This is a genomic window from Fodinibius salipaludis (assembly GCF_002287075.1).
Classification (GTDB): domain Bacteria; phylum Bacteroidota; class Rhodothermia; order Balneolales; family Balneolaceae; genus Fodinibius; species Fodinibius salipaludis.
In genome coordinates this window covers 237,770-261,953 of record NZ_NSKE01000002.1, presented here as the reverse complement: position 1 = coordinate 261,953, position 24,184 = coordinate 237,770, and the positions used below count along the sequence as shown (strand labels likewise).

Sequence of the window (24,184 nt, the reverse complement as noted above, 5' to 3'; positions counted from 1 at the left end):
ATGAGAAAGTGTAAATTTATAATTGGTGTTTTATCATTGCTCGTGGGAATTGCATTATTTCTTCCACAAATAACACAAGCGCAGGATTTTGTGTATCGACCGATGAATCCTGCTTTTGGGGGTAGCCCGGCCAATTATGGGTGGATGCTTAATTCTGCGAATCAGCAAAACAAGTTCCAAGAAGGTGGATCCGGATTTAGAAGAGATCCATTAGCAAACTTTGAACAATCACTGCAACGCCAGGTGCTCTCACAATTGACGCGTCAAATTATTGGTGATCGCTTTGGTGGTGAAGGGGGCATTGATCTGAGTGAACAGAGCACCTATGAATTTGGAGAGTTTAACATCAGTATAAATCCTGGTCCCGATGGGGTACAGGTCAATATCCAGAATATATTATCCGGTGAGTCTACAAGTATTACGATTCCTTCGGGATTTTCCGGCAGTAACTTTGGAGGAAATTAAGGTAAAATTGTTAAAACAAAGAGAATTGTAATGGAATTGCACGAAGCATTTAGGAGCTGAATAAAATAAGGAAGGCAGCACCAGGGATCTTCTCCAACCGAAAGGTTTGGAGAAGTGTGGAACTCTGATGCCGCCCATTGAAGAACATTAAAAGATCCTAATATAACAATTTGTGATCGCTTCTTCAATGGGATTTGCCTTCCGTACTGTTCGCTCCTATGAGATTCGGGAATAAGCCACCGAATCATATTCCGGTGATCGGAATAATTATAAGTTGGCTTGTTAATTCAATTAATCTGAATAAAAATAACATAGGGGTAACCTATTATGAAGAAGTTAACTACGTTAGTTTTTGTTCTGGTATTTGCCAGTTCTATGGCATTTGCACAGAATGATGCGACGGTAGATCAAAATGGTTCAGGCAATAGTGCCAGTATTGATCAGGAGTATCAGGCAGCAAATGGTGTTTCAGCCATGAATGAGGCTGTTGTTAATCAGGCCGGTGACCAAAATGATGTGGCATTGCTGGATCAATATGGTGCTGGTAATCTTTACGATGTCGAACAAATAGGCGATGGAAACCTTGTGAAACAACATGCAGAACAAGGTAAACATGGGCCAAGTACCAATGGTCTAATTGATGTTGATCAAATCGGTAATAATAATACTGTGCATGATGTTGACCAAAGTGGTCAAAGCAACCAAGCTTACATAACGCAAGAGGGAGTGGGCAACTTCGTTGATATTGAAGGACAGCGCTCTACTGGTGCAGCTGGTAACATTATTGACATCCTGCAAACTGATGACGGCGATCATGCTGTTGGTACCGGAACAGGTACGGGTGCTTACCAAGATGGTGTGAATAACACTATGGATATTGTTCAAAATGGCTGGGGACAGTCCGCTGGTACGCAAAGCGTACAGTCCGGTGGAGTACCTGGTCAAGAAGGTGGACAAGGTCTCGTTCAGCTTGGTGACGGTAACGAGCTGATGATTGATCAAAGTGGTAGTTCCAACATTGTACGTTCTGTATTACAGGATGGTAGTTCTAACATGGCAGATATTATGCAAAGCTCATCAGGTAATACTGCAGCTGTTAGCCAAGTTGGAAGTTCAAACTCAGCCACAATTACTCAGAACTAATAAAATCTGATAGGTGGTTATAGGAAAGGGATGTGTTCCCTTTCCTATTAATCACTTCTAATTAAAGTTATTCAAATAAAAAACCACATAATTAGTATGAAGAAGCTAACAACACTTTTATTTATGCTGGTGTTTGCCAGTTCCATGGCATTTGCGCAGCACGATGCGTCTGTTTCCCAGACTGGAAGCAGTAACGATGCTATGGTCGACCAAGATGGAAACAATTCTAATAATGCAACTATAACACAGGTTCAGGGAGATAATGATGCCGATATCACCCAGCACGGGAATAATCCCGGAGCCAGTCCGTATGGTTCCAGTGCTTATACCAATAATGTGCTTTTAGACCAGAGTAATGGTAGCGAAGCAACAATTAATCAAACAGGTCGAGACTATGTTGCTCTTGAGCAAGTTGATGGATCTATTGCCGAAATCAACCAAGATTACGGCGAAGAACATTCAGTCCTCGGGCTTGGTGGTGAAGGCACTAAAGCCTATCAAGAGAACAGCGAGCTCTATGTTGAACAGCAAGGTACATTAGAGCTGGGATCCACAGGAGTACGACGTCTGGGAAGTGAACTGCGTATTGAGCAGTATGGCTCTGACTTGGTTAATATCAAACAGCGCGATGGGGCTTTTGCACAGATTCTGCAAGATGCAGGTGCAAATGATGCTTACGTTAGACAAGACGGTGATTCCGATATCTATCTGGAGCAAAATGGAACAAGTGGTTCCAGTGCAGATATTAACCAGCTCGGTGATGGGCACTCCGTTAACGGTCTGTCCGGAAGCGGCAGTTATGCTCTTCAGGGAGGCCAGGGAGGCCATACTCTGAATGTTGACCAAGATGGTGCTTACGGAGCTGTCGGTAACACTGCAGCAGTTTCTCAACTTGGTATGGATAACACTGCTGGTATCACCCAAAATGGTAGTGCTAACAGTGCCACTGTAATTCAAAACTAAAATAGTTTTCATTAGTGATTTTACGGGGAGAGTTGTTCTCCCCGATAATCACTAAAAATTATTCTATCTAATTAAAACTGGGAGAAATTCTCTCAGTTTATGGGTACAAATCAAAAAAAATAATATTATGAAAAAATTAACCACATTACTCTTTGTTTTGGTGTTTGCCAGTTCTATGGCATTTGCACAGAACAACGATGCGACAGTGGATCAAGAAGGAGATAATCAAGATTCATATGTGGAACAAGTGGGTTCTACAAATGAAGCTGATGTAGTTCAGTTTACAGATAATAGCGGGGCACAGGAATCTGATGTTATACAGATGGGTTCCGGCAACGTCGCCACAGTTGATCAAAGCCAAACTGGGGGTGGAGGTAATGGTCTGAACTCTGCCTATATCGAGCAGGATGGAACTGATAATGAAGCTACCCAAACGCAATATGCTCCCGGTTATAATGGAGGGCAAGATGTATGGGGTCTTCAATCTGGATCAGAAAATATCCTAACCCAGTCTACTGGTAGCGGGTATACCTTAAGTTTGACTGCTGAACAGTATGGTACTTCCAACACGGTAGATCAAGACGCGAGTGGTGCTCATAACCATGGGGAAGTGTATCAGAATGGCGAATCCAATGAAGCCATGCAAGATCTAAATGGTTCTAATAACGGATACATGGGAGATGTTATGCTCATCGATCAAGATGGTCTTGGTAATTATGCTTCCCAAGACTTTACAGGACATGGATCAAGCCACAGTAATAATGGAGAAGTTATTCAGCTTGGTGAAGATAATAATGCCTGGCAACTGGGAGATGGTCGTAATCTTAATGCTACCGTTTCACAAGATGGTATGGGTAATTGGTCAAACCAAGAACAATTTGGCAATGGTCATTCCAGCTCAGTAACCCAGACAGGAAATAATAATACTGCTGATGTAATGCAGTCCAGTGGAGGAGGCTCGTAAAGAATTGACTCCATTTAGTTCCCAGGTAGCTTAAATCCTGGGAGCTAATTTATCCATTTGATCTAATTTTCAACAAAAGAAGACCTACTTATGAAAAAATTAACCTCGCTTTTATTTGTTCTGGTATTTGCCAATTCTATGGCGTTTGCACAGAATAACGATGCTACAGTGGAACAGGATGGTAATAGTCATAATGCAACGGTGACACAAACCGGTTCCGAAAGTAATGCTATTGTTGATCAGGATTCCCATTTTGGAACTGGTCATTTGACGGAAATCACTCAGCAAGCCGGAAGTGAAAACTTTGCTTTTGTAGATCAGAATCAGGCTAATTCTGAGGCCTTTGTAACACAGACGGGTTCTGAGAATGAAAGTCGTTCAAAACAAGCCGGATATAATGAGCTGACTGTAAATCAATCTGGAAATGGAAATGTCCTTGGTGCTTATGGTGATTACTCTGGAAACGCATATCAAAAGAACGGTACTGGAGTCTTTTCTTCGGATAAAAATGACCTGTTCTTAAATCAGATTGGTGCATTCCAAAAAGCTGGAGTTTGGCAAGAACATCACGCTGATGCTGATATTACTCAGATAGGTGCTTTTAATAAAGCAGATGTAAAACAGACTGGTAGCCCTCAACAAGCTATAAATACTGCTGATGTTGAGCAGGTTGGAGCCCGTCTAAATGCGGATATTTCTCAAAATGGAGAAGGTAATACTTCTATTATTGATTCTCACGGTGCTTGGGATACAGCAATTTCTAACCAAAGCGGAACAGATCATAACTCTACGATTAATCAAACCGGATTGTGGAATACTGCAAGTGTAAGTCAGTCAGTCCACAATAATTCTTCTACGGTAGCGCAAACCGGTAGCGGCCACAGTGCTGGTGTTACCCAAACTGGGAGTGGCAACTCCTCTACGGTAAGTCAATCTGGTGTAGGAGGAGGAACATAAAATTTCAAGTACACTATGACCGGAGAGGATGGAAGACTCCTCTCACGGTTTTCTTTAAAACTTTATTTAGTCATCAATTTGAATATTAGGCAATATATTATGAAGAAGTTATTTGTCATTACCGCTTTAGTATTGTTTTCAACTACGATGGGCTTTGCACAGAATGATGCTGAAACGGAACAGGTTGGGGATGAAAACGAAGCCACCGTTACCCAAGTTGGGGATAATAAGGCAACCGTATACCAAGGGACGCAAAAATATGCGTCGAGCCCTGTAGCAGTAGCAGAAGATAACGAAGCTACGATCATGCAAGATGGTGCTTTTGAAGCCTTTATTATTCAGGGTGATGCCGGTACTGCTCTAAATTCTTCAAGTTCTATAGACCAGTCGGGAACGGATGGTTATGCAGATATTCTGCAAGGGGTATATAACGGTGGTACTGCTGTATCTACAAATGCTTCCGTGGAGCAAAGAAAGAGTGGAAATACCGCTCAAATTCGCCAGGGTCTTGCAGGTAGTACCGAAGGAGGGAGTGCAAATATGACTCAAAATGGAGTAGGCAATACAGGTATAATCTATCAAGGGGTACAAGCCCAATCATCTTCCTTAGATAATACTGCTACGATAATTCAGAGTGGCAACAATAATTCATCTACAACTATTTTGCAGGGATCAAAATTATCACTTGCCGGACCCGGTTCTGGAGCAGGAACTGCTGAAGGTAATACAGCCACTGTTATTCAAAATGGTGACAATAATGGAAATGGCGACGGTGTGAGAATAAACCAAGGTATTAATGGTGGTTTTGCTCTTGATAACGCTGGATATATATTGCAAAATGGAGACAATAATAACGCAATAATTAATCAGGGCGTTGGTATTAATATTTCATCACAAAACAGCGAGGCTAATATCTATCAACATTCTGACAATAATAATGCTACGGTCAATCAAAAGGGTATGAATAACACAACAAATGTTACACAGAATTAAATGATTTAGATAATTTTGGAATCAGCTTCAAATATTCCAACTTAACTTAATAATTGGTGGAGATTGAATCTTCTCTACCAGTTTTCTACACTACAAGAAATTATATTTCTAAAACATAGATTGCACAATTGATGCAAGATAAATCTGTTACAGCGTGTATACTGTTATTATTTATCACGATGACTTTAGGTGCATGTAGTTCTACACTGCAACCATTGGAGACTGAAAGGGTAAAACCGGGAATTAACAGCAAGGTTCACGAAAGTCTGAAAGAGATGCCGGAACCTCAAAGCAAAGTAGTTGCGGCCGTTTATAGATTTCGCGATCAAACCGGCCAATATAAGCCTTCTGAGAGGGTTGCAAGTTGGTCTACGGCTGTTACACAGGGAGCTACTTCCATACTTATTAAATCAATGGAAGACTCCGGTTGGTTTACACCCATTGAGCGAGAAGGGGTATCGAACTTGTTGAATGAGCGCCAAATTATCCAAAAAACACGCCAGCAGAATAACCAAAGCGGTCGACTTTCGCCGTTGTTATTTGCCGGAGTGTTATTAGAAGGGGGCATCATCGGATATGATACCAATGTTATTACGGGTGGAGGTGGGGCACGCTTGCTTGGAACCGGTGCTTCCGGACAGTTTCGAAAAGACCAGGTAACGATCTATTTGCGAGCGGTGTCTACAAAAACCGGGCGGGTGCTTGAAACGGTTCATACAACCAAATCAATAATTTCGCAGGAGCTGCAAAGCGGTGTCTTCCGTTATGTGGATACTAATCGGCTATTGGAGACGGAAGCTGGATTTACTTATAACGAACCGCCCCTAATGGCTGTTACCGAAGCGATCGATGAGGCGGTGAAAATGCTTATCATCAGAGGGGAAGATCAAGGGATTTGGAGTGCTCGAGACACTACTGCTTTTAATGAGTATGAAAAAAAATATAAGAGTATTAAGGAGTGGGAAGAGCGTGAAAAAACAAACTACTTTGGTTTGTATGATAACGAAAAGTTGCGATCGGGTTTAGATATTTCTGCAAACTTTTTGTTTGGTAGTCATATAGGTAGTTATTCTGCAGCGAACGATGAGATTGGTGGAGCTATAAAGGCTGAATACTTTTTAAGTCGACAGCTTTCGTTAAAAGGAAGTGTAGAACGGTCGAAAATTGGAGCACAACAGGTGTTTTCAAGACCTTATACCGCTTTTGATTTAACGGTAAATGGACACTTTACACCTAATTCAAAGCTTTCTCCTTTTGCTGGAATAGGCGTGGGAAATATGACTTATGACAGTAAGCCCGAATTTTCGAGTAGGGGATATTTTCCAACGGTTTCGGCTGAAGCGGGATTAGATTACCGGATATCAGAACGAATTGGAGTCCATGTAGGATTTAACTATCGTTATTTGATTCGGGATGGACTTGATGGAGTAAGTAAGGGGTCGATACATGATCAGATGTGGAACGTAAGTACTGGTGTAAGTTATTCACCAAAGTTTTTGCAATAAATTATCATAAAATATGATTCTCGTATTGAGAAAGAATATTCATAAACCAAAAAGAGGTTTGCTATGAAGTTAAAGAAAACACTAATTATCACAATTGTATTTTGCTTGGCTGGTTTTTTGGGAGCACAAGCTCAAGATAGTAAGGAAAGAAGTCCGGTATCAATCGAACAGGTTGAGAATCCCGGAATCGAGCATAATGAAGCCTTAAAAAGTTTTGGCCTATTCCACAACTTTGCACTTTCAGGTTCGACGGGTGCTTTGTTTGGTGGAGTATCAGCTGAAGGAAATTATGCTTCAATAACGCAATATGGTAGTAACAATGTTTCGAGTCTGACTCAAAATGGAAATAGTAATATCGGCAAAATATTGATTGGAAGTCCCGGGAATCATGTCAGTGGTAATATAACCGATCTTACACAAGAGGGGGATAGGTTAATTTCTGTTGTGAATGTTCAAGGAAATAGTAATACCCTTAATTTTACCCAGGACGGTAATTCGATGGGAGCATCTATCAATATGTTAGGTAATGGAGCAAATATTAGAGCTGAACAAGTACCTACAGCCTCTGGATCTGAGTTTTTCTTTCAAAAAGGGTCAATGCCTGTTTTTAAAGTTGAGTCCAGTTCACGAAACCAACAGCTTATAATTGAATAACTATAAATTTGTGAAATTTAATATTCTAGAAATGTACATAAATAAGTGTCTGCTATTTGTTATCTGCTTTTCCTTACTTGTCGGTTGTTCCAAGGAAACGATATCTCCCGAAACCTTTGGTAATATCGATGGACAGGTGTTAAACAGTGAAACCGAGGAGGGAATTGGTGGGGCAAATATTACTACTTCTCCGGCCACAAACTCTATAGCCACCAATGAGGACGGTAGTTTTAGCCTTAATGAAGTTACTACGGGTAACTATAATATAACAGCCAGTAAATCCGAATTTGAGTCTACAACAGTAAGCGTGAACGTTCGTGAAGGTAAAACAGCGACGGCACAGATTTACCTTGATCCCAAAAATGGAAGTGGGGAAAAAAGTTTAACGGCCGAAGTAAGTGCCTGGAACGAAAGAAGGGTTAACAATGATAACACAGGTAGTGACAGTACATTTGCGGATGTGGAGTACGAAGTGACAAACAGAAGTGATGATATCGAAATAGACAGATACGAAGTTTATTTTAAGATTTACACCTCAGGAGAAACCTTTTCCAAGGAAGAAGGAGATACGGCTCTTGCGGCCGGCGAAAAAAATATTGCTGAGTTTTCAAAATATGTTCACCATAACACAATAGATTCTGTGGTGGTAAGCGGTAAATACGCAGACTAAGTAACTAAATGCTCGTTGTTATAGTTTGATAAGGAGTGGCTATGATATTTCTCAGATATGAAAAATTCACGTCAAAAATATTGGTTCTATAGGTTTGTTTCTCTTGTTATACTGGTAGCACTGGTATTTTTCTTGAAACATGATTTGCAACGGCTTATTGATACCATTTCTTCACCACCTCCTGCTCCTGAATCGAAGCAGATAGCACCCCCGAATTCTTATTTCCTTTCTCCTAATATAGACATTCCGGATGATGGCACACTAAGCGATTTAGATTATACTGGTAAACCGACGGTGCCCTTATATCGTTATTCTAAAATTGTAAAGCCGAATATTCAGAGGAATATTGATACTTCGGGTATAAAGGTTGAAAAGATTAAGCTTAAAAAGCCTGAAAAAAGTGATAAGGAATCCGAGCTGGTTGACCAAGACCAGTTAGCTGAGGATCTATTTTTTGATCTCCCTGAAATCGCTAAGAAAATTGGTGTTAGCTGGATAGTAAATAACCAAGGAGTGACGGCAATGGATTTTAATTTCATACAGCAGAATAGCCGGCAGTCATCACCGAGAATTGCTCAAGTAAACAATAACCTAAGTTATAACGAGCTTGGACAAAATAATGAGCTGGATGATCAAGTTGTGGGCAGTTTTGGAAATAGACGATTAGTAACCCATGTTGGAGATTTTAATTATACGAATCAAGCTCTATACAATACATATTATTCAGATTTTATAGTTCGCTCCATTGGGAATTATAATTCGACCATGCAGAATGTTTTTAATGCATATAATGCACAATTGTCTGTAACACAAAATGGATCATATAATAGGGTAAGACAGGATATTTATTCACGAGACGTTTTTGGCACTTTTAACCGAACCGAAAACGAAGTCCTTCAGGTCGGAAGTTACAATTTGTTCAGATCGCAACAGGCAGGTGCATCAAATACAATCAAGACAGTACAGCGTGGTAGTTTTAACAATGTTGATATTTCTCAGCGAGGAAGTAACAACTCCGCGCAAGTACGTCAGTCAGGTCAGGGAAATACAGTGACTATTAATCAGAATTAAAAAATAAGGGAGGTGGTACTATTAGTCTCCCCAAAAAATTTCTGATTAGTTTGGTTAATTAAAAGAGAGCGAGACAGTCCCACCAGAAGTTCGGGCAGATACTTTGGGCCCACCGCCATTAAGGTTGCCATCAACTTCGTCATTTTCCATCTCTCCGGAAAAGTTATTAAACTTTCCACGAACAAAAGAACCCTTTAAATGTAGATCAACGCCAATGTTTTTGGGAATGGTGATATCTACATTACCGCCGCTTGTTTTTAGATCGACAAATTGATCAATAGCATTGAGGGTGGCGGTTATACTACCCCCGCTTGTTGATGCTTTAACACTTCCGTTTACATCTGAAAGTTTTATGTGTCCCCCACTGGTTTTAGCCTGTAGTGTTCCGGCTATGATGTTGGCACTGATATGTCCACCACTTGTTCGAACATTAAGATCACCTTCAAGATTTGAAAGATCGATATGCCCGCCGGAGGTTCTGGCGTCAATGGTTCCTGTTAGATTTTTCAGGTTTAGATGACCTCCGCTTGTTGCAATAGTTTGAGTTCCTTCAAGATTCTGTGCCTCGATATGACCACCGCTTGTTCTGAGGTCGGTACTCATCTCCTTTGGGGCAAGTACGACAAATGAAACAGACGGCCGATCGTTATTCCATGACGACCAGTTGTTGTTTTTTTTATATTTGGCAATGGCTTTGACAGAATTTCTTGATTTTGATATATCAATCTCCCATTCGTCAAGGTTGATGTCGCTTGGGCTAAGGTTTTTACCATCCTTGCGTACGTACATCTCAACACGAACCGAGTTGGAATTTGATCCCTCAACGGTAATATGTCCGCCTGATGTACGAACCTGAAGCTCTCCGGGGGTGTTAATATTAAATTCTTCGGTACGGTAGGGATCATCTTGGTCGAGTGATCCGGAGTTAACTAAAGCAACTGATGTACTCACTAAAAGAAGAGTTAAAATCAGTGAGAACGTCAGAGCAAGTAAAACTTTGGTTAAATATACATTTCGGGCAGTCATAAAACCTCCTTGTTAAAATTTTTAAAATCACAGTTTGCCTATACGTTATTTATTCCAAAAGTGTTTCAAAAATTTAGGAATTGACAGAAGGTTTGGAGGTAGGAGAGCTGCTATCAATTCATTATTTTTAGACAGCTTAGAAACAGGATAAAATGAAAGTGATTTATGAAATTACCATTTGTACTTGCCAAGCGATTTGTGGCGGGAGAATCGTTTGATCAGGCCCTCCCTAAAGTAAAAACGCTGAATAGAAAAGAGATAAAGATAACTCTCGATTTATTGGGCGAAAACGTAGAAGATCGCCAAACAGCGGATGAGACCGTTGAGAACTATATACAGCTTCTGAATGATATCGATGAGTCAGAATTGGACAGCACGATATCAATTAAACTTACGATGATGGGGCTGGATATCGACCGTAACTACTGTAGAGATAACCTGTTTAGATTGCTCGATGTTGCCCGCGAAAACGATCAGTTTGTCCGTATTGATATGGAAGGTTCCGATTATACCCAGCAGACTATCGATATTTTTAGGGAGGCCTTTCAAGAGTATGGCAAGCATGTAGGTATTGTAATTCAAGCCTATCTGCATCGTACGAAAGAAGACATCAACCAGTTGGCCGAAATTGGGGCCGATGTACGGCTTTGCAAAGGTGCGTATAAAGAGCCTAAAGATATCGCGCTACAAAATATGGATGACATCCGCGAGGCCTTCAAGGAATACGCGAAAGTGTTGTTGCATAATACTCCTTATCCGCGCATCGCCACGCATGATGACGAATTAATTGATTGGACTCAAAAGTATACTCGGGAACACGATATCGGGAAGTCTCGATTTGAGTTTCAGATGCTGTATGGTCTGCGCCAGGAAACGATGGAAGAGTTTGCCGCTAATGGATACAACGCCCGTATTTACGTGCCCTTTGGTACTATGTGGTTTCCCTATTTTAAGCGCCGCCTGATGGAGCGAAAAGAAAATATCTGGTTTGTCCTTTCCACGTTATTTCAAAAATAATATGGAGATATCACCTGAAGTTCACCGTTATATTCTTGCAGCCCTGTTTTTAATAACAGGAATACTCCATTTTGTAAAACCGAAGCTCTTTACCGGAATTATGCCGGATTACATTCCCTATCACCTTATGATGGTCTACGTTAGTGGGGCGGCAGAGGTGCTCGGTGGATTGGGAATTCTCTTTGAGAGGACACAAGTCTGGGCAGGATGGGGGCTGATTTTGTTGTTAGTTGCCGTATTTCCTGCAAATATCAATATGACTGTCGAATCCATTCAGAAATCAGGGTACACTTCATTATACAGTATGGTAACGATCCTTCGCTTACCACTACAATTTGTGCTGATTTACTGGGTGTATTGGGCGTGTTTACGTTGAGTGAAATGGCAAACGTGAAAAGTGAAACGTGTGTTTCGTTTCACCTTTGCCATTTCACTTCTGCCCCTTACATTATGTTTTATGAATAACTGGACAGCATATAAGTGGCAAACATTTTTTATCCCCATCATTGCTGGAATCGCCCTACTTTCTATCCCTTTGGTCGGCGACTTCCACATCGAATCTGCCATACTTATTTCTCTGGTGGGATGTTTCTGGGCTGGAATTTCGGCTACCAACAAATCCACAGAAAGAGATTTTCATGTGGCCTTGCAAATTACCGGCTACCTGTTCTTGATAGGCTTGCCATTACTTGTAAATGCGTTGCTTACCGGCTGTTTTAGTATTCATGGGCTGGCCTACTGGTTGCTGTTTCCACTGCCCAGCGTCTTCTTTGGATATGCAATCGGTCGACTAATTCGAAGCCTAAAATTATCCTATGCCAAGGCGATAACGGTTGGCATTCTGTTATTTATCGGGATTGGCATTCTGCTGATTGAACTGCTGACCTATCCGCAGGTGTATTTTTTTAATCACGTTTGGGGTGGTTGGCCGGGACCCATTTATGATGAGGTTGTGAGAGTAAATAGAGCAACCGGCTTTTTTCGCATGCTGACGTTGTTGTGGGCTATCCTTCTCTGGCACATTCCAGTTTTGGATAAAGATCGATATTCGAAATGGGTGGTGGGATTTTCGGCAGTTGCAATCTTAATCAGTTATACACAGCTAACCGAGTTAGGCATTAACTCCCCGCGATCACATCTACAAAAAGTCTTGGGCGGACATCAATCCACCGAGCACTTTGAGCTGTATTACCATCAGCGGCTGTACAGTGATTACGAAATAAATTTGCTGGCGAAAGAGCACGAGTTTTATTTTGATCAGATTTCCAATCAGCTTGCACTGACTGAGAGAGATACTGCAGATAAAATAGAAAGCTATTTATACGGACATCCCTGGCAGAAAAAGGAGTTGGTGGGCGCCAAGTTCACCAGTTATGTACCGGTGTGGTTAGAGCAGGATCAATTGCATATCGCCAAAGAGCAAATTTCCAGCAGCCTCAAACATGAGTTGGTGCACGTGATGTCCAAAAAGTTTGGCAACTGGTTTAACGCCAGCTGGACTATCGGACTGATTGAAGGCATTGCCGTGGCTATTGACGGAGGTTCCTCATCGACCTCAACGATTCACCAATTAGTGGTATCCGAAAAGCCATATCCTTCAGCAGAAGAACTGGAAAGGGCATTTTCGTTTTGGGGATTTTACGGCGGACGATCGGGCGTTAATTATACCACAAGCGGATCTTTTGTACGGTTTTTGATGCAGAATTATCCCATAGAATATCTGAAAAAAGCTTACCAAACAGGAGGTATTGCAGAAGCGTATCAAACGGATTGGCAAACATTGACGAGTGAATGGCATGCTGTGTTGGATACCGTTGACACAGATACCATAGATCAACAGGTTGCACGGCGTATTTTTGGGATGCGATCGCTATTTGAAAAAGAGTGTCCGCATGTAGTTTCTGATTTTGCTACTGCCCATGATAATTATCGCTTTTCTCTGGCGAATCAGGATACCGCACGGGCGTTGCAATTTTTAGACCGGGCCTTGGTTGAAGCGGATAGCACAGCTCCCATTAAAACCGGGTGGAGCTATCGTAATTTGATAGAGGGGCAGTCCCCAAAAGTGCGTCAGGCGGCAGTGCTTGTCGATACGACAGTTGATTTACAGCTTCTTTATGCGGATGCCTTTGCCATGGTTGGTGATTGGGAAATGGCAGATCGACATCTTTCAGAAGGTAAGCAGTTGTTTGAGGAAAATTCGGACTCGTTGCTAAAACCGGCGTTGGAAACGCGGAATAATCGGTTACAGTGGGAAATATATCGCCAGATGACCTACGATAATATGCTACCTGATTCTGCTGCTTTTAATGAGGCACTATACCGGACAAAGATTCGAAGTGTCCGCAAAGCAATAGAACAGGAGAAGTGGCAAATGGTGGAACTGTATGCCCATCAGTTATTGGAGGCATCGCTGGATAAAAAATATTTCGATGATTACCAGCAGTTGATTCATTACTTAATATTTCAAAATAATATAGTTTTGGCTAAACAGCTTATGGTGCAGTTAAGTAAATTACCATTGCGAAATCGCTATCGCGACCGATTGCAACAAGAGTGGGAGTGGGTGGAATTTTTGAAAACGGGTAGAGAAAATGGGAGTTATGATTAAATCTTTATTGATTTAGTATAGTCTAAAAGGCAATATAAAAGGAGAAACACCGATATGAAGAAGTATACGCTATCTTTTTGGGAAGCTAATATGTACTCATTGTTAGCTTATATTCCTATTATCGTGGGATATTATATCCCCTATGGGTTTCTTTATGGGTGGTCATCCTTTGGGGTAGATATTATTCAGGGAATTGGTAATCCGTTGTTCTTTTTAATTATTATTTTTTTGGGGATTGTTTTACATGAATTTATCCATGCTTTAAGCTGGTGGTGGATGGATGATATTCCGTGGGAGAAAATTCATTTTGGATTTAAGTGGATGGTGTTGACGCCTTATGTTCACTGTCCCGAAGCAATAGAGGTAACTAATTATCGCTGGGGTGTGGCAATGCCGGGGATCATGTTAGGTATAATACCCTATCTATTTGCCCTTATCTTCCAGAATGGATGGCTGCTGGGATTTGGGTTCTTTTTTACCCTTGCAGCCAGCGGGGACATATTAATTTTGTGGTTACTGCGTGATGTCAGATCTGGTAAAAAAGTCCAGGATCACCCTGACCTTATTGGTTGTAAGATTTGTAAATAAAAGACAAACTATTTCAACATTATGAGCAGTAAAAATTCGTGGAACACACAGACTATAAAAGTATCCTGTTGAAGAAATGTATCAGCGAGCCCGTTCGTTTTATACAGATATAAAACGGCGCAGGACAGTGCGTGATTTTTCGAGCAGAGAAGTGCCAATAGAGATAATTAAAGATTGTATCCGAGCGGCCGGTACGGCTCCCAATGGAGCGAACAAGCAGCCGTAGCATTTTGCGGTTGTCGGTGATCCGGAAGTTAAAAAGGAAATTCGTGAGGCAGCTGAAGAGGAGGAGCAAGAATTTTACGAGAACAGAGCTACTGATGAATAGCTGGAGGCGTTGGCTCCGCCTGGTACTGATGCTGATAAACCTTTTCTGGAAGAGGCGCCCTATCTTATTGCTATATTTTCACAGCGTTACGGTATCAAAGAAAACGGTGAAAAGGAGAAGCATTACTTTGTTAAAGAATCGGTTGGGATTGCAACGGGAATATTAATCACTGCTATTCATAACGTCGGATTAGCCTCCCTTACTCATACGCCCAGTCCCATGGGTTTTCTCAATGAAATATTAGGTCGTCCGGAAAATGAGCGACCGTTTCTTCTTTTAGTGGTAGGATATCCCGAAGAGAATGTAAAAGTCCCGGATATCAGTAAAAAATAATTGGATGATATCGCAAGTTTTCATTAATGAGAGTATTAATAGAAAGGGTTCCTTTTCCCTATAATAGTTGATTTTAATAAAATCAGAATAAAAAATATATTGGAACAGGGGATTTAATAGACCATACTGAAATAGTTTCAACACTAAAAAATAAATCATTGTCTGAAGCTGATAGTACACTTTTACAACGGTATAGATTGGCACTAGATGAGGCCAATATAGGCATTTGGGACTGGATGGATATTGATAAAAAAGAACAGTGGTGGTCATCCGAGTTTTATAACTTGTTGGGATACGAGGAGGAAGAGATTAAAGCCAATATTGATAATTTTAGATCACTAATGCATCCCGATGATGAGAAAAGAGCATTTGATACTCTGGAGAATTATTTAAGTGCCGGGACCGGTAATTCTATAACCTTAGAGTATCGATTACAGACTAAGTCTGGAGAACACAGGTGGTTTCAGGGTTCGGCGAAGGCTACCTATGATCAGGATGGAAACCCGATCCGTATGGCCGGAAGTATTATTGATATTGATAATCGCAAAGAGGCTGAGCTAAATTTGGAAGAGGAACATAATCTGCTTCGTACTATTATTGATAACATTCCGGCATGCGTTTATGTAAAGGATCTGGACGGTCGCAAGATACTGGCAAATCGGTCCGAGTATGAATTATGGGGCTTTGACCGGGAAGAGCAGATTTTGGGAAAAAGGGATGCGGACTTGAGCAAAAAAGGGATTGCAGCACTTTCAGAAAATGAAGACCGCCAGGTACTGGAAACCGGTGAACCTATTATTGACAAGGACGCCTACACCCAAATTGATGGAAAAGAGTATGTGCTACTGGTTTCCAAGATTCCTTTGAAAGACAGCAACGGAAATATCGTGGGGCTGGTTGGTATCAGTAATGACATTACTGAGCGCAAACAAATGGAGAATAAATTGCTTGAGCGAAACCAGCAGCTTGAAAAGTTGAATAATATGACGAATAAAATTTATTCAGTTGTTGGCCACGACCTTAAGACTCCGCTGTCATCTATTTTGGGTTTATCAGATTTGTTGCTTAGTGAAATGGAAGATGAAGAGGCTTTGAAAGAAAACCTGAGTATTATTCGACAGTCAGCGCTGAAAATGTCAGACTTATTGGGAGATCTGTTGAATTGGGCGCGTATTCAAACAGATGATTTGTCTCTAAATAAAAAGAAGTTTTCAATTTGTGAAACAGTACGGGATACGATTGAATTGCTTGCGATTATTGCTGAGCAGAAGGGTATTGATTTGCAGTTTAGTAGTGAGATATCATTTCAGGTTTATGCTGATAAGCAATTGATTGCGACGATTACTCGAAACTTCATCTCCAATGCACTTAAATTTTCAGATGAAGGTGATGTAATAGAAGTGAGTATAAATCGTGATGAGGAACACTGGCACGTTTCTGTTAAGGACGAGGGAATGGGTATGTCTGAGGAATACGTCGAGCGACTTTTTCATGATCGGAAGCATCCCCAAAAAGAAGGAACCCAAAACGAAAAGGGAAGTGGTATTGGATTGAAACTTTGCAACGAACTGGCCGAGCGGCACGGTGGACAGATATCGGTTGAAAGTGAATTGGACAAAGGATCTACATTTACCTTAAGTATTCCCCATGGTTAGGATCCACGGGAAATAATCATGCAAATCGATCGGCCAGCCGGTTGATAAGGTAGCCGCTTTCTTTTAGGGCTTGGGATGCAAACTTGCCAAAGAAATCAGTGACCGACTCAAACTCTTTAATGAATCCTTCCTTGTCATCATTTTTGACCATCCGGGCCAGCTTTTCGTTGTGTTCGATAAAGTTAAGCAACAGTTCGCGACGTTCTTCATTGGCAAAAACAATATCAGCATACAGTTCCGCACTTTGAGCAAAAATACGTCCCGTCATCATCAGTTCGGCACGATAGATGGGCGATGAATAATCCAGAATATCCTGTGGTTTTAAATCATAGGTTTTCATAAATGAGCCGTGAGTGAGAGCCACAAAGTGACGGAGTCCCTGCACCATGTGCATTACGTGATCGTGCTTTTCAGCATTGGCCTCGACTACACGCATGCCCCATAATTTTGATTGCTCGATTACCCACTGCAGAGCCTCGGTATTACGTACCGGACAAGCAACCATAAGCTGTTTAGAGAGGTTATCTACATCGGGACCGTGCATAGGGTGTAATCCTAAAACGGGTCCGTCATGAACCCGTTTCATCGCTTCGATAGGCCCAGTTTTATTACTGGTAAAATCTGCTAAGATGGTTTCTGACTTGAGCTTCGGTGCCAGCCGCTCAATGACATCTACCGTTACATTAATAGGAACGGAAACGATAGCCAAGTCAAGTTTAGGAACAATTTCTTCGAGTTCGTGCCAGTTATGCTTGTCAATTTTGTAAACATGATGGCCCGTTTGCTCGATAATGCGAGCGTAAAGACTCCCCATGCCGCCCTTGGCTCCGACAATAAGGATGTGTTTAGGGGCTTCGGTTGCTCGAGGGAATTCATTGCGAGATTGGCTTGCCCGTGATGAAGCCATAATCATTCGAAGAAAATCCTCGGCCCAGTCAGGATCGAGATCATGGTCAGCAGCCATATCTCTAAATTTGTCTATTTTTTCATCTTCCCGCTTAGGAGCAAAAATAGGGAGCTGATTTTTTATTTTTTTGTCTATGACTTCGTGCACAATCTCCCGACGCTCGGCCAAAAGTTCGAGGAGCTTAGAATCAATTTCATCAATGCGATTGCGTTGTGGACCGAGTTCCTTTTCTTTTGGGGTCATAACTTCTTTATCCTGAAAAATTTGGCGTTTAAACTCGTGCTACGAGTCGTGGCACAGATAACTGCCTGTATTAGTATTAAAGCTGCCTAAAATACAAATTTATTGATCGTGAAATAAATTTATCAATAGATAAAAAACGCAATGGGAGCTGGAAATTAAATGGAAGCTTAGCTGTTAATTTCCCTAAAAATATGGGATTTTAAGAGAATGATTCAGCGCTGTTTTCGTTTTATTACAATGTGAATAGAAATTCCTCCAAGATCCCCGGAGTTTAATTAAGAGGGAAATAAATATTTGCGGAGTTTGTCTTTTGGGAAACTCCGGGGATCTAAAGGGGGACAAAAGTTAAAAGAATATACATGTCCCATTTTGATTTACAATCTCCCTGGCCGCCGGCCGGAGACCAGCCCGAAGCTATTGAACAGTTGGTAGAGGGGGTTGAAAACGGTGATAAATATCAGACCCTACTTGGTATTACGGGCTCGGGGAAAACACGAACGGTTTCGGGCGTGATCGATGAAGTAGAACGACCGACGCTGGTGATGAGTCACAATAAGACACTGGCCGCCCAGCTGTATCGTGAGCTCAGTGACTTTTTCCCGGATAATAGGGTCGAGTTTTTCATCTCCTATTATGACTACTATCAGCCGGAGGCATATCTTTCTTCCCAGGATAAATACATCGAAAAGGATCTGTCAATTAATGATGAAATTCAGCGGCTTCGGCTACGAGCCACCAGCTCACTGCTTTCCGGGCGCCGAGATGTAATTATTGTTTCATCAGTGAGTTGCATTTACGGTATTGGTTCACCGTCTGAGTATGAAAAGCTGATTATAAACTTGGAAACGGGCACGGAAGTCCCTCGAAACAAATTGCTTTATGACCTTGTGGATCTGCACTATACGCGGAACGATCGCGAATTTGAGCGCGGGACGTTCAGGGTGCGAGGCGATGTTGTAGATCTGTATCCGGCCTATGCCGAACATGGACTCCGCATTCACTTTTGGGGCGATGAGATCGAGAAGATGGAAATTGTAGATCCCGAAAGCGGGGATCTGTTGGACACTGTAGAGGAGTTCCGAATTTATCCCGCATCGCACTATGTGACGACTGAAGATCGACTTCAGGACGCCATCGAGCAAATTCGGGATGAGCTGCACTGGCGTATTGGAACTCTTAACGATGAGGGAAAACATCTGGAGGCCAAACGACTGGAGCAGCGGACGCTTTTCGATATCGAGATGATGCAGGAAATCGGGTATTGCTCTGGCATTGAAAATTATTCTCGCTATCTGAGTAACCGAAAGCCGGGTGAACGCCCGTACTGCTTGTTCGATTATTTTCCGGATGATTTTCTGCTTGTCGTAGATGAGAGTCACCAGACTGTACCTCAGATTTCGGCGATGTATGGCGGGGACCGATCCCGTAAGATTGAGTTGGTAGAGAATGGTTTTAGATTGCCATCAGCGATGGACAATCGCCCGCTTACTTTTGAGGAATGGGAGGAAGTAACGAATCAGGCTATCTTTGTAAGTGCCACCCCGAGTGACTACGAGCTTGAAAAAAGCGGGGGTGTTTTTGTCGAGCAGATTGTACGTCCGACCGGATTGATGGAGCCTGAAATTGAGGTACGTCCCGTGGATAATCAGATTGATGATCTGCTGGAACAAATTCAGGAGCGTGTTGCCAAAGGGGATCGAGTGCTTTGTATTACACTGACGAAACGACTTAGTGAAGAGCTCAGCGAATATCTCAAAAGCGTCGGTATTTCAGCTGCCTACATGCACAGCGAGCTTAATGCGATGGAGCGGGTAGAGGTGCTTTTCAAATTCCGACGCGGCGACTTTGATGTGCTTGTTGGAATCAACCTGCTGCGGGAGGGTATTGATATACCCGAGCTCAGCCTGGTAGCCATTTTGGATGCCGACAAAGAAGGATTTCTACGATCTGAGACATCCCTCTTTCAGATAATTGGTCGTGCGGCGCGAAACGTCGATGGGAAAGCGATCATGTACGCCGATAAAATTACAGACAGCATGCAGACGGTAATCGACGAAACTGAGCGTCGTCGTAAGATTCAGAAAGAATTCAACGAAGAGCACGGTATTACACCAAAAACCATTGAGAAAGAGCTTAAACCACTCGTTGATCCTGCACTTATTTCAAATAAAGACTTTGATCTCGAAGACAAAGATGGAGATCGTGAGGATCCGCTTGAAGTGGTGAAAGTGGCTGACGATGGTATAAAGTACAAGGCCAATCCTGCGATGAACGAGGTCACCTTTGATGATAAAGAGGAATTTTTGGAATATCTTCGTGATTCCATGTATACAGCTGCGCAAAATATGGAGTTCGAAGAAGCGGCGCGCATCCGCGATCAGATCGAACAACTTGAAAACGAACTGGACTAAATTAGTTATCGGTTATTTGTTATTAGTAAGCGGGAAGTACAAATAACCAATAGCAATTAACAAATAACCAACAATGAGTACATTAGCATATCTCAAAAGTTTTTTTAAGGATAAAGATGTTGCTTCGGTTACGCCCACTTCACGCTTTTGCGTGCACACCGTATGTCAGCCGATTGACTTTTCACAAGATATCACTATAGTTGAATATGGTGCCGGAGCGGGCGTATTTGCTCATTATTTGCTTGACCAAATGACGTCCAATTCGCAACTGTATCTTTTTGAAACAAATGAGATCTTGTTTAAGAAACTGCAACAGATTGAAGATCCCCGGACCATGTTTTACGACCAGAGCGTAGAATATGTAACCGAGTGGTTGCCCGAGGATATCATTGGGCAAGTAGATTTTATTATTTCCGGCATTCCATTTTCTTTTTTAGATGCGGAAGTTAAATCGTCTGTTCTCGACCAAAGTTTTAAGCTCTTGCGCGATGGCGGGGAGTTCCTGGCCTATCAAACATCAGGACATCTTGAAGATCCGCTTCGAGATACCTTTGGCAACGTAAAAACCTCTTGGGAATGGCGTAATATTCCACCAATGACGGTGTATGAGGCAGTGAAGAGATAGGTCTTTGGCGATTGACTTGCCAAGTTGCTTTGTTCAATACGTATTAAACAAAGATTTTTCCCGCTGGTCGAAATGACAATTATGTAATTTAGCATAAAAGTTTTTGTCATCTTGAACGTAGTGATGAGAGATTGTTGTTTCCTATAGAGCGGCTAAGCAAGGTGCTCTTTTAGAAATTAAATAGAAAAGCCATTCCACCCACACTAAAGGGATAGAATGGCCTTCCAATCTTTGTTTGGTTATCTGCAGATCAGACCAATAAAATCAACGCAAGTATAGAAGAGATTACTCTTCTTCGTCAGCTTTTTGTTTCGCAGCTGCTTTTTCTTCAGCTTTTCGGTTCAGCTCACGTACGTTATCTTGGTTTTGATCTTTCTCTTTCACACGTGCAGATTTTCCTTGACGCTCACGCAGATAATAGAGCTTGGAGCGCTTGATATCGCCTTGTCTTTTGAGCTCAATTTTGGCTACAAAAGGAGAGTGGAGCGGGAAAATACGCTCAACTCCAATATTTCCTGCGGAAATTTTGCGAACCATAAATGTCTGGTTGGCACCGGTACCGCGGCGAGAAATTACGAGTCCTTCAAATTTCTGGATTCGCTCCTTATCGCCTTCGCGAACGCGATAGTGAACAACAACGGTATCACCGGTTTTAAACTCGGGATACTCATCGTTAATTAATGTCTGTTCTGCTAATTTTAACTTATCCATAATGTTACCTTACTACTGTTCGTTTCGAAATTTCTTGTAAATATCCGGACGTACTTCCTTCGTACGCTCAAGCGACTGTTGATGTCGCCATTCCTTCACTTTTTGATGATCACCTGATCGCAGCACTTCCGGCACTTCGATCCCCTTAAATTCAGCGGGACGCGTATAAACGGGACCTTCCAGTAGTTTCTCATTTTGGAAAGAGTCCGTAAGTGCACTTTCAGAGTCGCCTAAAACACCGGGCAATACCCGTACAATGGAATCAACCATCACAAGAGCCGGCAATTCGCCGCCCGAAAGTACATAATCGCCAATGCTGTATGTCTTGGTGATTAACGAATCTATGACACGCTGATCGACTCCTTTGTAGTGTCCGCATAGAAAAATGAGATTTTTGTCAGTCGACAACTTGTTGGCGTCTTCCTGTTTAAACGGTGTTCCGTTTGGAGCCGTAAAAATGATCTCATCGTAATTCCGTTGGCTTTGCAGGTGCTCAATGCAAGAAAAAATCGGCTGTGGTGTTAACACCATGCCAGCACCGCCGCCGTAGGGATAATCGTCTACTTTGTTATGCTTGTCCTCAGTATAGTCACGCAGATCATGAGTATGGATTTCAACCAAATCCTCATCCTGAGCGTTGCCCACAATGCTGTGTTTCAGCGGGCTTTCCAAAAGCTGCGGTACGGCCGATATGATATCAATGCGCATCATGTTATATACCTTTCAGCTGGTCCAGATTTTTGCATTGAATTTGTTTTGCTTCCTCATCAATATCGGCAACGTACTCATCTACAATAGGGATGAGTAATTGCTCCTGTTCGTTTGTGACTACTTGAAGGATCGGATGTGCCGGGTTTTCCAGCATTTCTTGTACCTTGCCAATGGATTGTCCATCACTTAGTATTGCAAAGGAGGTCAGATCCAGCGGTAGTGTATCCGTATCAAGCAGGGATTCAACAATTTCGCGATCGGCATAGACCGAAGAGTTTTTTAGGTTCTCGGCCTGTGTGCGATCCGTTACGTGTTCAAATTTTACAAAGAACGAAAGTCGGTTGTTTTTTTCTTGCACTCGTACCGACTCAACACGAGCGGGGACTAAATCCCCTCTGGCCGTTTCAATACGTACCAGATCAAGAACATCAAAAAGTGTTGGCGCGTAAATGTCGGGAATAATTAATACTTCTCCCTGTACGCCGTGCGATCGGGAAATATACCCGATTTTTTCGTACTGGTTTTCAACTGGTTCCAGCATATATTCTCAGGTGGTCTTCACCTTCAAGGTGCAGATCACCTTCAGCTAATTACTTTATTAACTATTCTTCTTTCTTATCGTCCAAAGCACGCTGAACGGTTACCCGATCTTCGTCTTCAGGGACAAAGCCTTCAAGCTCATCAAGAGGAGTGTTCTCAATATGTTCTATAGCCTCCTTGGCTAACATATCTGTTGATACTTGTCCTTCTGCTTCTGATTCTTCTTCGTCCTCATCGGCAGCAGCTTCAGTATCTTTGTCTTCCTCTTCTTCCTTTGCTTTGGCTTCTTCGGCAGACTCTTCCTCCTGGGCTTCAGCTTTATCTTCAGAATCATCTTCATCAGATTCTTCCTCTTGGGCTTCGACTTCTTCAGTTTCAGTCTCCGAAGTCTCCGGTGCAGGAGATTCTTCATCAGCCGTTTCTTCTTGTGCTTCAGCTTCTTGCTGATCATCCTCTTCAGCTACTTCTGCTTTTTCCTCATCCTCTGCTGCGGCTTCTTCCTCTTCATCATCTTCTTCAGAGGCAAGAGCTTCCTGCTTAGCTTTTTCTTTAGCAGCTTCTTCAGCTTTTTTCTTAAGCTGCTTCTGGAATTCTTTTTCCTCCGCTTCCAAGAGTGCCTGCTGACGTTCTTTGCGCGTAGGAACTTCTTTTTCTTTTTCCTCACGACGTTCACGCCATTCAGCAAGAGCTTCTTCAATTTCTTCTTCCGACTTACCCCAGCGAATCAGGTGCATTTCGTACATGATCCCTTCGTCCTTGAAAATAGAACGAACGGTATCGGTGGGCTGTGCTCCTTGCTTCAACCAGTGGAGCGCACGCTCACGATTTAAATCAAGCTGATTTTTAGGGGTTACGTTGTCAAAACGACCTAAATCTTCAATAATTCGACCATCTCTGGGTTTGCGGTTATCCGCAACAACAATGTGATGGATCGGTCGCTTTTTTCGACCTCTACGTTGTAATCTTATTCTTAACAATGGATTATCTCCTTAGTTATAATTTTAAATTTGCGTTGATTTCTAATAGAGGATATTGTCGGAATCTTGCGCAATATATTTATATAAAAAGATACCTTACTGGGCTAAACAGTCGG

At 42.1% G+C, this 24,184-nt stretch carries 23 protein-coding genes and 1 pseudogene; 18 read left to right on the top strand and 6 right to left on the bottom strand.

Going from position 1 to position 24,184, the window contains the following annotated elements:
- From CK503_RS03610 to CK503_RS03565, 10 genes are all read left to right on the top strand, one after another.
- On the top strand, nt 1-465 hold the full coding sequence (locus CK503_RS03610; protein WP_095605421.1) for a curli assembly protein CsgF: 465 nt from the start codon (nt 1-3) through the stop codon (nt 463-465).
- A 327-nt stretch (nt 466-792) separates the two neighbouring features.
- Entirely contained in the window at nt 793-1,608 is an 816-nt protein-coding gene (locus CK503_RS03605) for a hypothetical protein (protein WP_095605420.1), read from the top strand.
- Nucleotides 1,609-1,704: 96 nt separating this feature from the next.
- Nucleotides 1,705-2,571, top strand: coding sequence for a hypothetical protein (locus CK503_RS03600; RefSeq protein ID WP_095605419.1), 867 nt, complete (start codon nt 1,705-1,707; stop codon nt 2,569-2,571).
- Nucleotides 2,572-2,698: 127 nt separating this feature from the next.
- Nucleotides 2,699-3,535, top strand: a complete 837-nt coding sequence (locus CK503_RS03595; RefSeq protein WP_095605418.1) for a hypothetical protein — start codon at nt 2,699-2,701, stop codon at nt 3,533-3,535.
- A gap of 90 nt (nt 3,536-3,625) precedes the next feature.
- The gene (locus CK503_RS03590) at nt 3,626-4,492 is read left to right on the top strand and encodes a hypothetical protein (RefSeq protein WP_095605549.1); all 867 of its coding nucleotides are present in this window, start codon (nt 3,626-3,628) and stop codon (nt 4,490-4,492) included.
- Between the two features lie 99 nt (nt 4,493-4,591).
- Nucleotides 4,592-5,485, top strand: coding sequence for a hypothetical protein (locus CK503_RS03585; protein WP_176466197.1), 894 nt, complete (start codon nt 4,592-4,594; stop codon nt 5,483-5,485).
- A gap of 179 nt (nt 5,486-5,664) precedes the next feature.
- On the top strand, nt 5,665-6,990 hold the full coding sequence (locus CK503_RS03580; protein ID WP_176466196.1) for a CsgG/HfaB family protein: 1,326 nt from the start codon (nt 5,665-5,667) through the stop codon (nt 6,988-6,990).
- A 63-nt stretch (nt 6,991-7,053) separates the two neighbouring features.
- Nucleotides 7,054-7,644: a curlin repeat-containing protein gene (locus tag CK503_RS03575; protein WP_095605415.1), complete on the top strand. Its 591-nt coding sequence runs from the start codon at nt 7,054-7,056 to the stop codon at nt 7,642-7,644.
- A gap of 31 nt (nt 7,645-7,675) precedes the next feature.
- Nucleotides 7,676-8,314: a carboxypeptidase-like regulatory domain-containing protein gene (locus CK503_RS03570; RefSeq protein ID WP_141239875.1), complete on the top strand. Its 639-nt coding sequence runs from the start codon at nt 7,676-7,678 to the stop codon at nt 8,312-8,314.
- Nucleotides 8,315-8,371: 57 nt separating this feature from the next.
- Entirely contained in the window at nt 8,372-9,385 is a 1,014-nt protein-coding gene (locus tag CK503_RS03565) for a hypothetical protein (protein ID WP_095605413.1), read from the top strand.
- A 54-nt stretch (nt 9,386-9,439) separates the two neighbouring features.
- On the opposite strand, the gene CK503_RS03560 is transcribed toward CK503_RS03565, so the two are convergent.
- Nucleotides 9,440-10,336 (bottom strand): DUF4097 family beta strand repeat-containing protein, encoded by an 897-nt coding sequence (locus tag CK503_RS03560; protein WP_141239874.1) that lies wholly within the window; start codon nt 10,334-10,336, stop codon nt 9,440-9,442.
- 240 nt (nt 10,337-10,576) lie between these two features.
- Here CK503_RS03560 and CK503_RS03555 point away from each other — a divergent pair, with 240 nt between their 5' ends.
- The 6 genes and pseudogenes from CK503_RS03555 to CK503_RS03530 all read left to right on the top strand — a co-directional run bounded on the left by CK503_RS03555 (nt 10,577) and on the right by CK503_RS03530 (nt 16,943).
- Nucleotides 10,577-11,428 (top strand): proline dehydrogenase family protein, encoded by an 852-nt coding sequence (locus CK503_RS03555; RefSeq protein ID WP_095605411.1) that lies wholly within the window; start codon nt 10,577-10,579, stop codon nt 11,426-11,428.
- A gap of 1 nt (nt 11,429) precedes the next feature.
- Nucleotides 11,430-11,804 carry a DoxX family protein gene (locus CK503_RS03550; RefSeq protein WP_095605410.1) on the top strand — a complete coding sequence of 125 codons (375 nt, stop codon included), beginning with the start codon at nt 11,430-11,432 and terminating at the stop codon, nt 11,802-11,804.
- 81 nt (nt 11,805-11,885) lie between these two features.
- Nucleotides 11,886-14,039, top strand: coding sequence for a hypothetical protein (locus CK503_RS03545; protein ID WP_095605409.1), 2,154 nt, complete (start codon nt 11,886-11,888; stop codon nt 14,037-14,039).
- Between the two features lie 54 nt (nt 14,040-14,093).
- Nucleotides 14,094-14,627 (top strand): DUF3267 domain-containing protein, encoded by a 534-nt coding sequence (locus CK503_RS03540; protein ID WP_095605408.1) that lies wholly within the window; start codon nt 14,094-14,096, stop codon nt 14,625-14,627.
- A 76-nt stretch (nt 14,628-14,703) separates the two neighbouring features.
- Nucleotides 14,704-15,288 (top strand): annotated as a pseudogene (locus CK503_RS03535) (nitroreductase family protein).
- A gap of 158 nt (nt 15,289-15,446) precedes the next feature.
- On the top strand, nt 15,447-16,943 hold the full coding sequence (locus tag CK503_RS03530; protein ID WP_095605407.1) for a sensor histidine kinase: 1,497 nt from the start codon (nt 15,447-15,449) through the stop codon (nt 16,941-16,943).
- A 16-nt stretch (nt 16,944-16,959) separates the two neighbouring features.
- Here the strand turns inward: CK503_RS03530 and tyrA are convergent, their stop codons facing one another.
- Nucleotides 16,960-18,093, bottom strand: a complete 1,134-nt coding sequence (gene tyrA / locus CK503_RS03525; protein WP_095605406.1) for a bifunctional chorismate mutase/prephenate dehydrogenase — start codon at nt 18,091-18,093, stop codon at nt 16,960-16,962.
- A gap of 359 nt (nt 18,094-18,452) precedes the next feature.
- Between tyrA and uvrB the strand changes: the two genes are divergently transcribed.
- Complete coding sequence (gene uvrB, locus CK503_RS03520; protein WP_095605405.1) at nt 18,453-20,504, top strand: excinuclease ABC subunit UvrB; 2,052 nt, start codon at nt 18,453-18,455, stop codon at nt 20,502-20,504.
- 73 nt (nt 20,505-20,577) lie between these two features.
- Complete coding sequence (locus CK503_RS03515) at nt 20,578-21,129, top strand: class I SAM-dependent methyltransferase (RefSeq protein ID WP_095605404.1); 552 nt, start codon at nt 20,578-20,580, stop codon at nt 21,127-21,129.
- A 285-nt stretch (nt 21,130-21,414) separates the two neighbouring features.
- Here the strand turns inward: CK503_RS03515 and rplS are convergent, their stop codons facing one another.
- The 4 genes from rplS to rpsP form a co-directional block, all read right to left on the bottom strand.
- The gene (rplS, locus tag CK503_RS03510) at nt 21,415-21,840 is read right to left on the bottom strand and encodes a 50S ribosomal protein L19 (RefSeq protein ID WP_176466195.1); all 426 of its coding nucleotides are present in this window, start codon (nt 21,838-21,840) and stop codon (nt 21,415-21,417) included.
- A 12-nt stretch (nt 21,841-21,852) separates the two neighbouring features.
- Nucleotides 21,853-22,548, bottom strand: coding sequence for a tRNA (guanosine(37)-N1)-methyltransferase TrmD (gene trmD, locus CK503_RS03505; protein ID WP_095605548.1), 696 nt, complete (start codon nt 22,546-22,548; stop codon nt 21,853-21,855).
- A 4-nt stretch (nt 22,549-22,552) separates the two neighbouring features.
- Nucleotides 22,553-23,092 (bottom strand): ribosome maturation factor RimM, encoded by a 540-nt coding sequence (gene rimM / locus CK503_RS03500; RefSeq protein ID WP_095605402.1) that lies wholly within the window; start codon nt 23,090-23,092, stop codon nt 22,553-22,555.
- A gap of 61 nt (nt 23,093-23,153) precedes the next feature.
- Complete coding sequence (rpsP, locus tag CK503_RS03495; protein ID WP_095605401.1) at nt 23,154-24,068, bottom strand: 30S ribosomal protein S16; 915 nt, start codon at nt 24,066-24,068, stop codon at nt 23,154-23,156.
- Nucleotides 24,069-24,184: the final 116 nt, after the last annotated feature.

What these genes read in the sequence shown, in the direction of transcription:
- rplS (WP_176466195.1), bottom strand. Translation starts at nt 21,840, where the DNA reads ATGGATAAGTTAAAATTAGCAGAACAGACATTAATTAACGATGAGTAT.
- CK503_RS03565 (WP_095605413.1), top strand. Translation starts at nt 8,372, where the DNA reads ATGAAAAATTCACGTCAAAAATATTGGTTCTATAGGTTTGTTTCTCTT.
- CK503_RS03605 (WP_095605420.1), top strand. Translation starts at nt 793, where the DNA reads ATGAAGAAGTTAACTACGTTAGTTTTTGTTCTGGTATTTGCCAGTTCT.
- CK503_RS03610 (WP_095605421.1), top strand. Translation starts at nt 1, where the DNA reads ATGAGAAAGTGTAAATTTATAATTGGTGTTTTATCATTGCTCGTGGGA.
- CK503_RS03550 (WP_095605410.1), top strand. Translation starts at nt 11,430, where the DNA reads ATGGAGATATCACCTGAAGTTCACCGTTATATTCTTGCAGCCCTGTTT.
- rimM (WP_095605402.1), bottom strand. Translation starts at nt 23,092, where the DNA reads ATGCTGGAACCAGTTGAAAACCAGTACGAAAAAATCGGGTATATTTCC.
- CK503_RS03570 (WP_141239875.1), top strand. Translation starts at nt 7,676, where the DNA reads ATGTACATAAATAAGTGTCTGCTATTTGTTATCTGCTTTTCCTTACTT.
- CK503_RS03600 (WP_095605419.1), top strand. Translation starts at nt 1,705, where the DNA reads ATGAAGAAGCTAACAACACTTTTATTTATGCTGGTGTTTGCCAGTTCC.
- CK503_RS03555 (WP_095605411.1), top strand. Translation starts at nt 10,577, where the DNA reads ATGAAATTACCATTTGTACTTGCCAAGCGATTTGTGGCGGGAGAATCG.
- CK503_RS03575 (WP_095605415.1), top strand. Translation starts at nt 7,054, where the DNA reads ATGAAGTTAAAGAAAACACTAATTATCACAATTGTATTTTGCTTGGCT.
- CK503_RS03595 (WP_095605418.1), top strand. Translation starts at nt 2,699, where the DNA reads ATGAAAAAATTAACCACATTACTCTTTGTTTTGGTGTTTGCCAGTTCT.
- CK503_RS03590 (WP_095605549.1), top strand. Translation starts at nt 3,626, where the DNA reads ATGAAAAAATTAACCTCGCTTTTATTTGTTCTGGTATTTGCCAATTCT.
- uvrB (WP_095605405.1), top strand. Translation starts at nt 18,453, where the DNA reads ATGTCCCATTTTGATTTACAATCTCCCTGGCCGCCGGCCGGAGACCAG.
- CK503_RS03580 (WP_176466196.1), top strand. Translation starts at nt 5,665, where the DNA reads ATGACTTTAGGTGCATGTAGTTCTACACTGCAACCATTGGAGACTGAA.
- tyrA (WP_095605406.1), bottom strand. Translation starts at nt 18,093, where the DNA reads ATGACCCCAAAAGAAAAGGAACTCGGTCCACAACGCAATCGCATTGAT.
- trmD (WP_095605548.1), bottom strand. Translation starts at nt 22,548, where the DNA reads ATGCGCATTGATATCATATCGGCCGTACCGCAGCTTTTGGAAAGCCCG.
- CK503_RS03585 (WP_176466197.1), top strand. Translation starts at nt 4,592, where the DNA reads ATGAAGAAGTTATTTGTCATTACCGCTTTAGTATTGTTTTCAACTACG.
- CK503_RS03545 (WP_095605409.1), top strand. Translation starts at nt 11,886, where the DNA reads ATGAATAACTGGACAGCATATAAGTGGCAAACATTTTTTATCCCCATC.
- CK503_RS03515 (WP_095605404.1), top strand. Translation starts at nt 20,578, where the DNA reads ATGAGTACATTAGCATATCTCAAAAGTTTTTTTAAGGATAAAGATGTT.
- CK503_RS03540 (WP_095605408.1), top strand. Translation starts at nt 14,094, where the DNA reads ATGAAGAAGTATACGCTATCTTTTTGGGAAGCTAATATGTACTCATTG.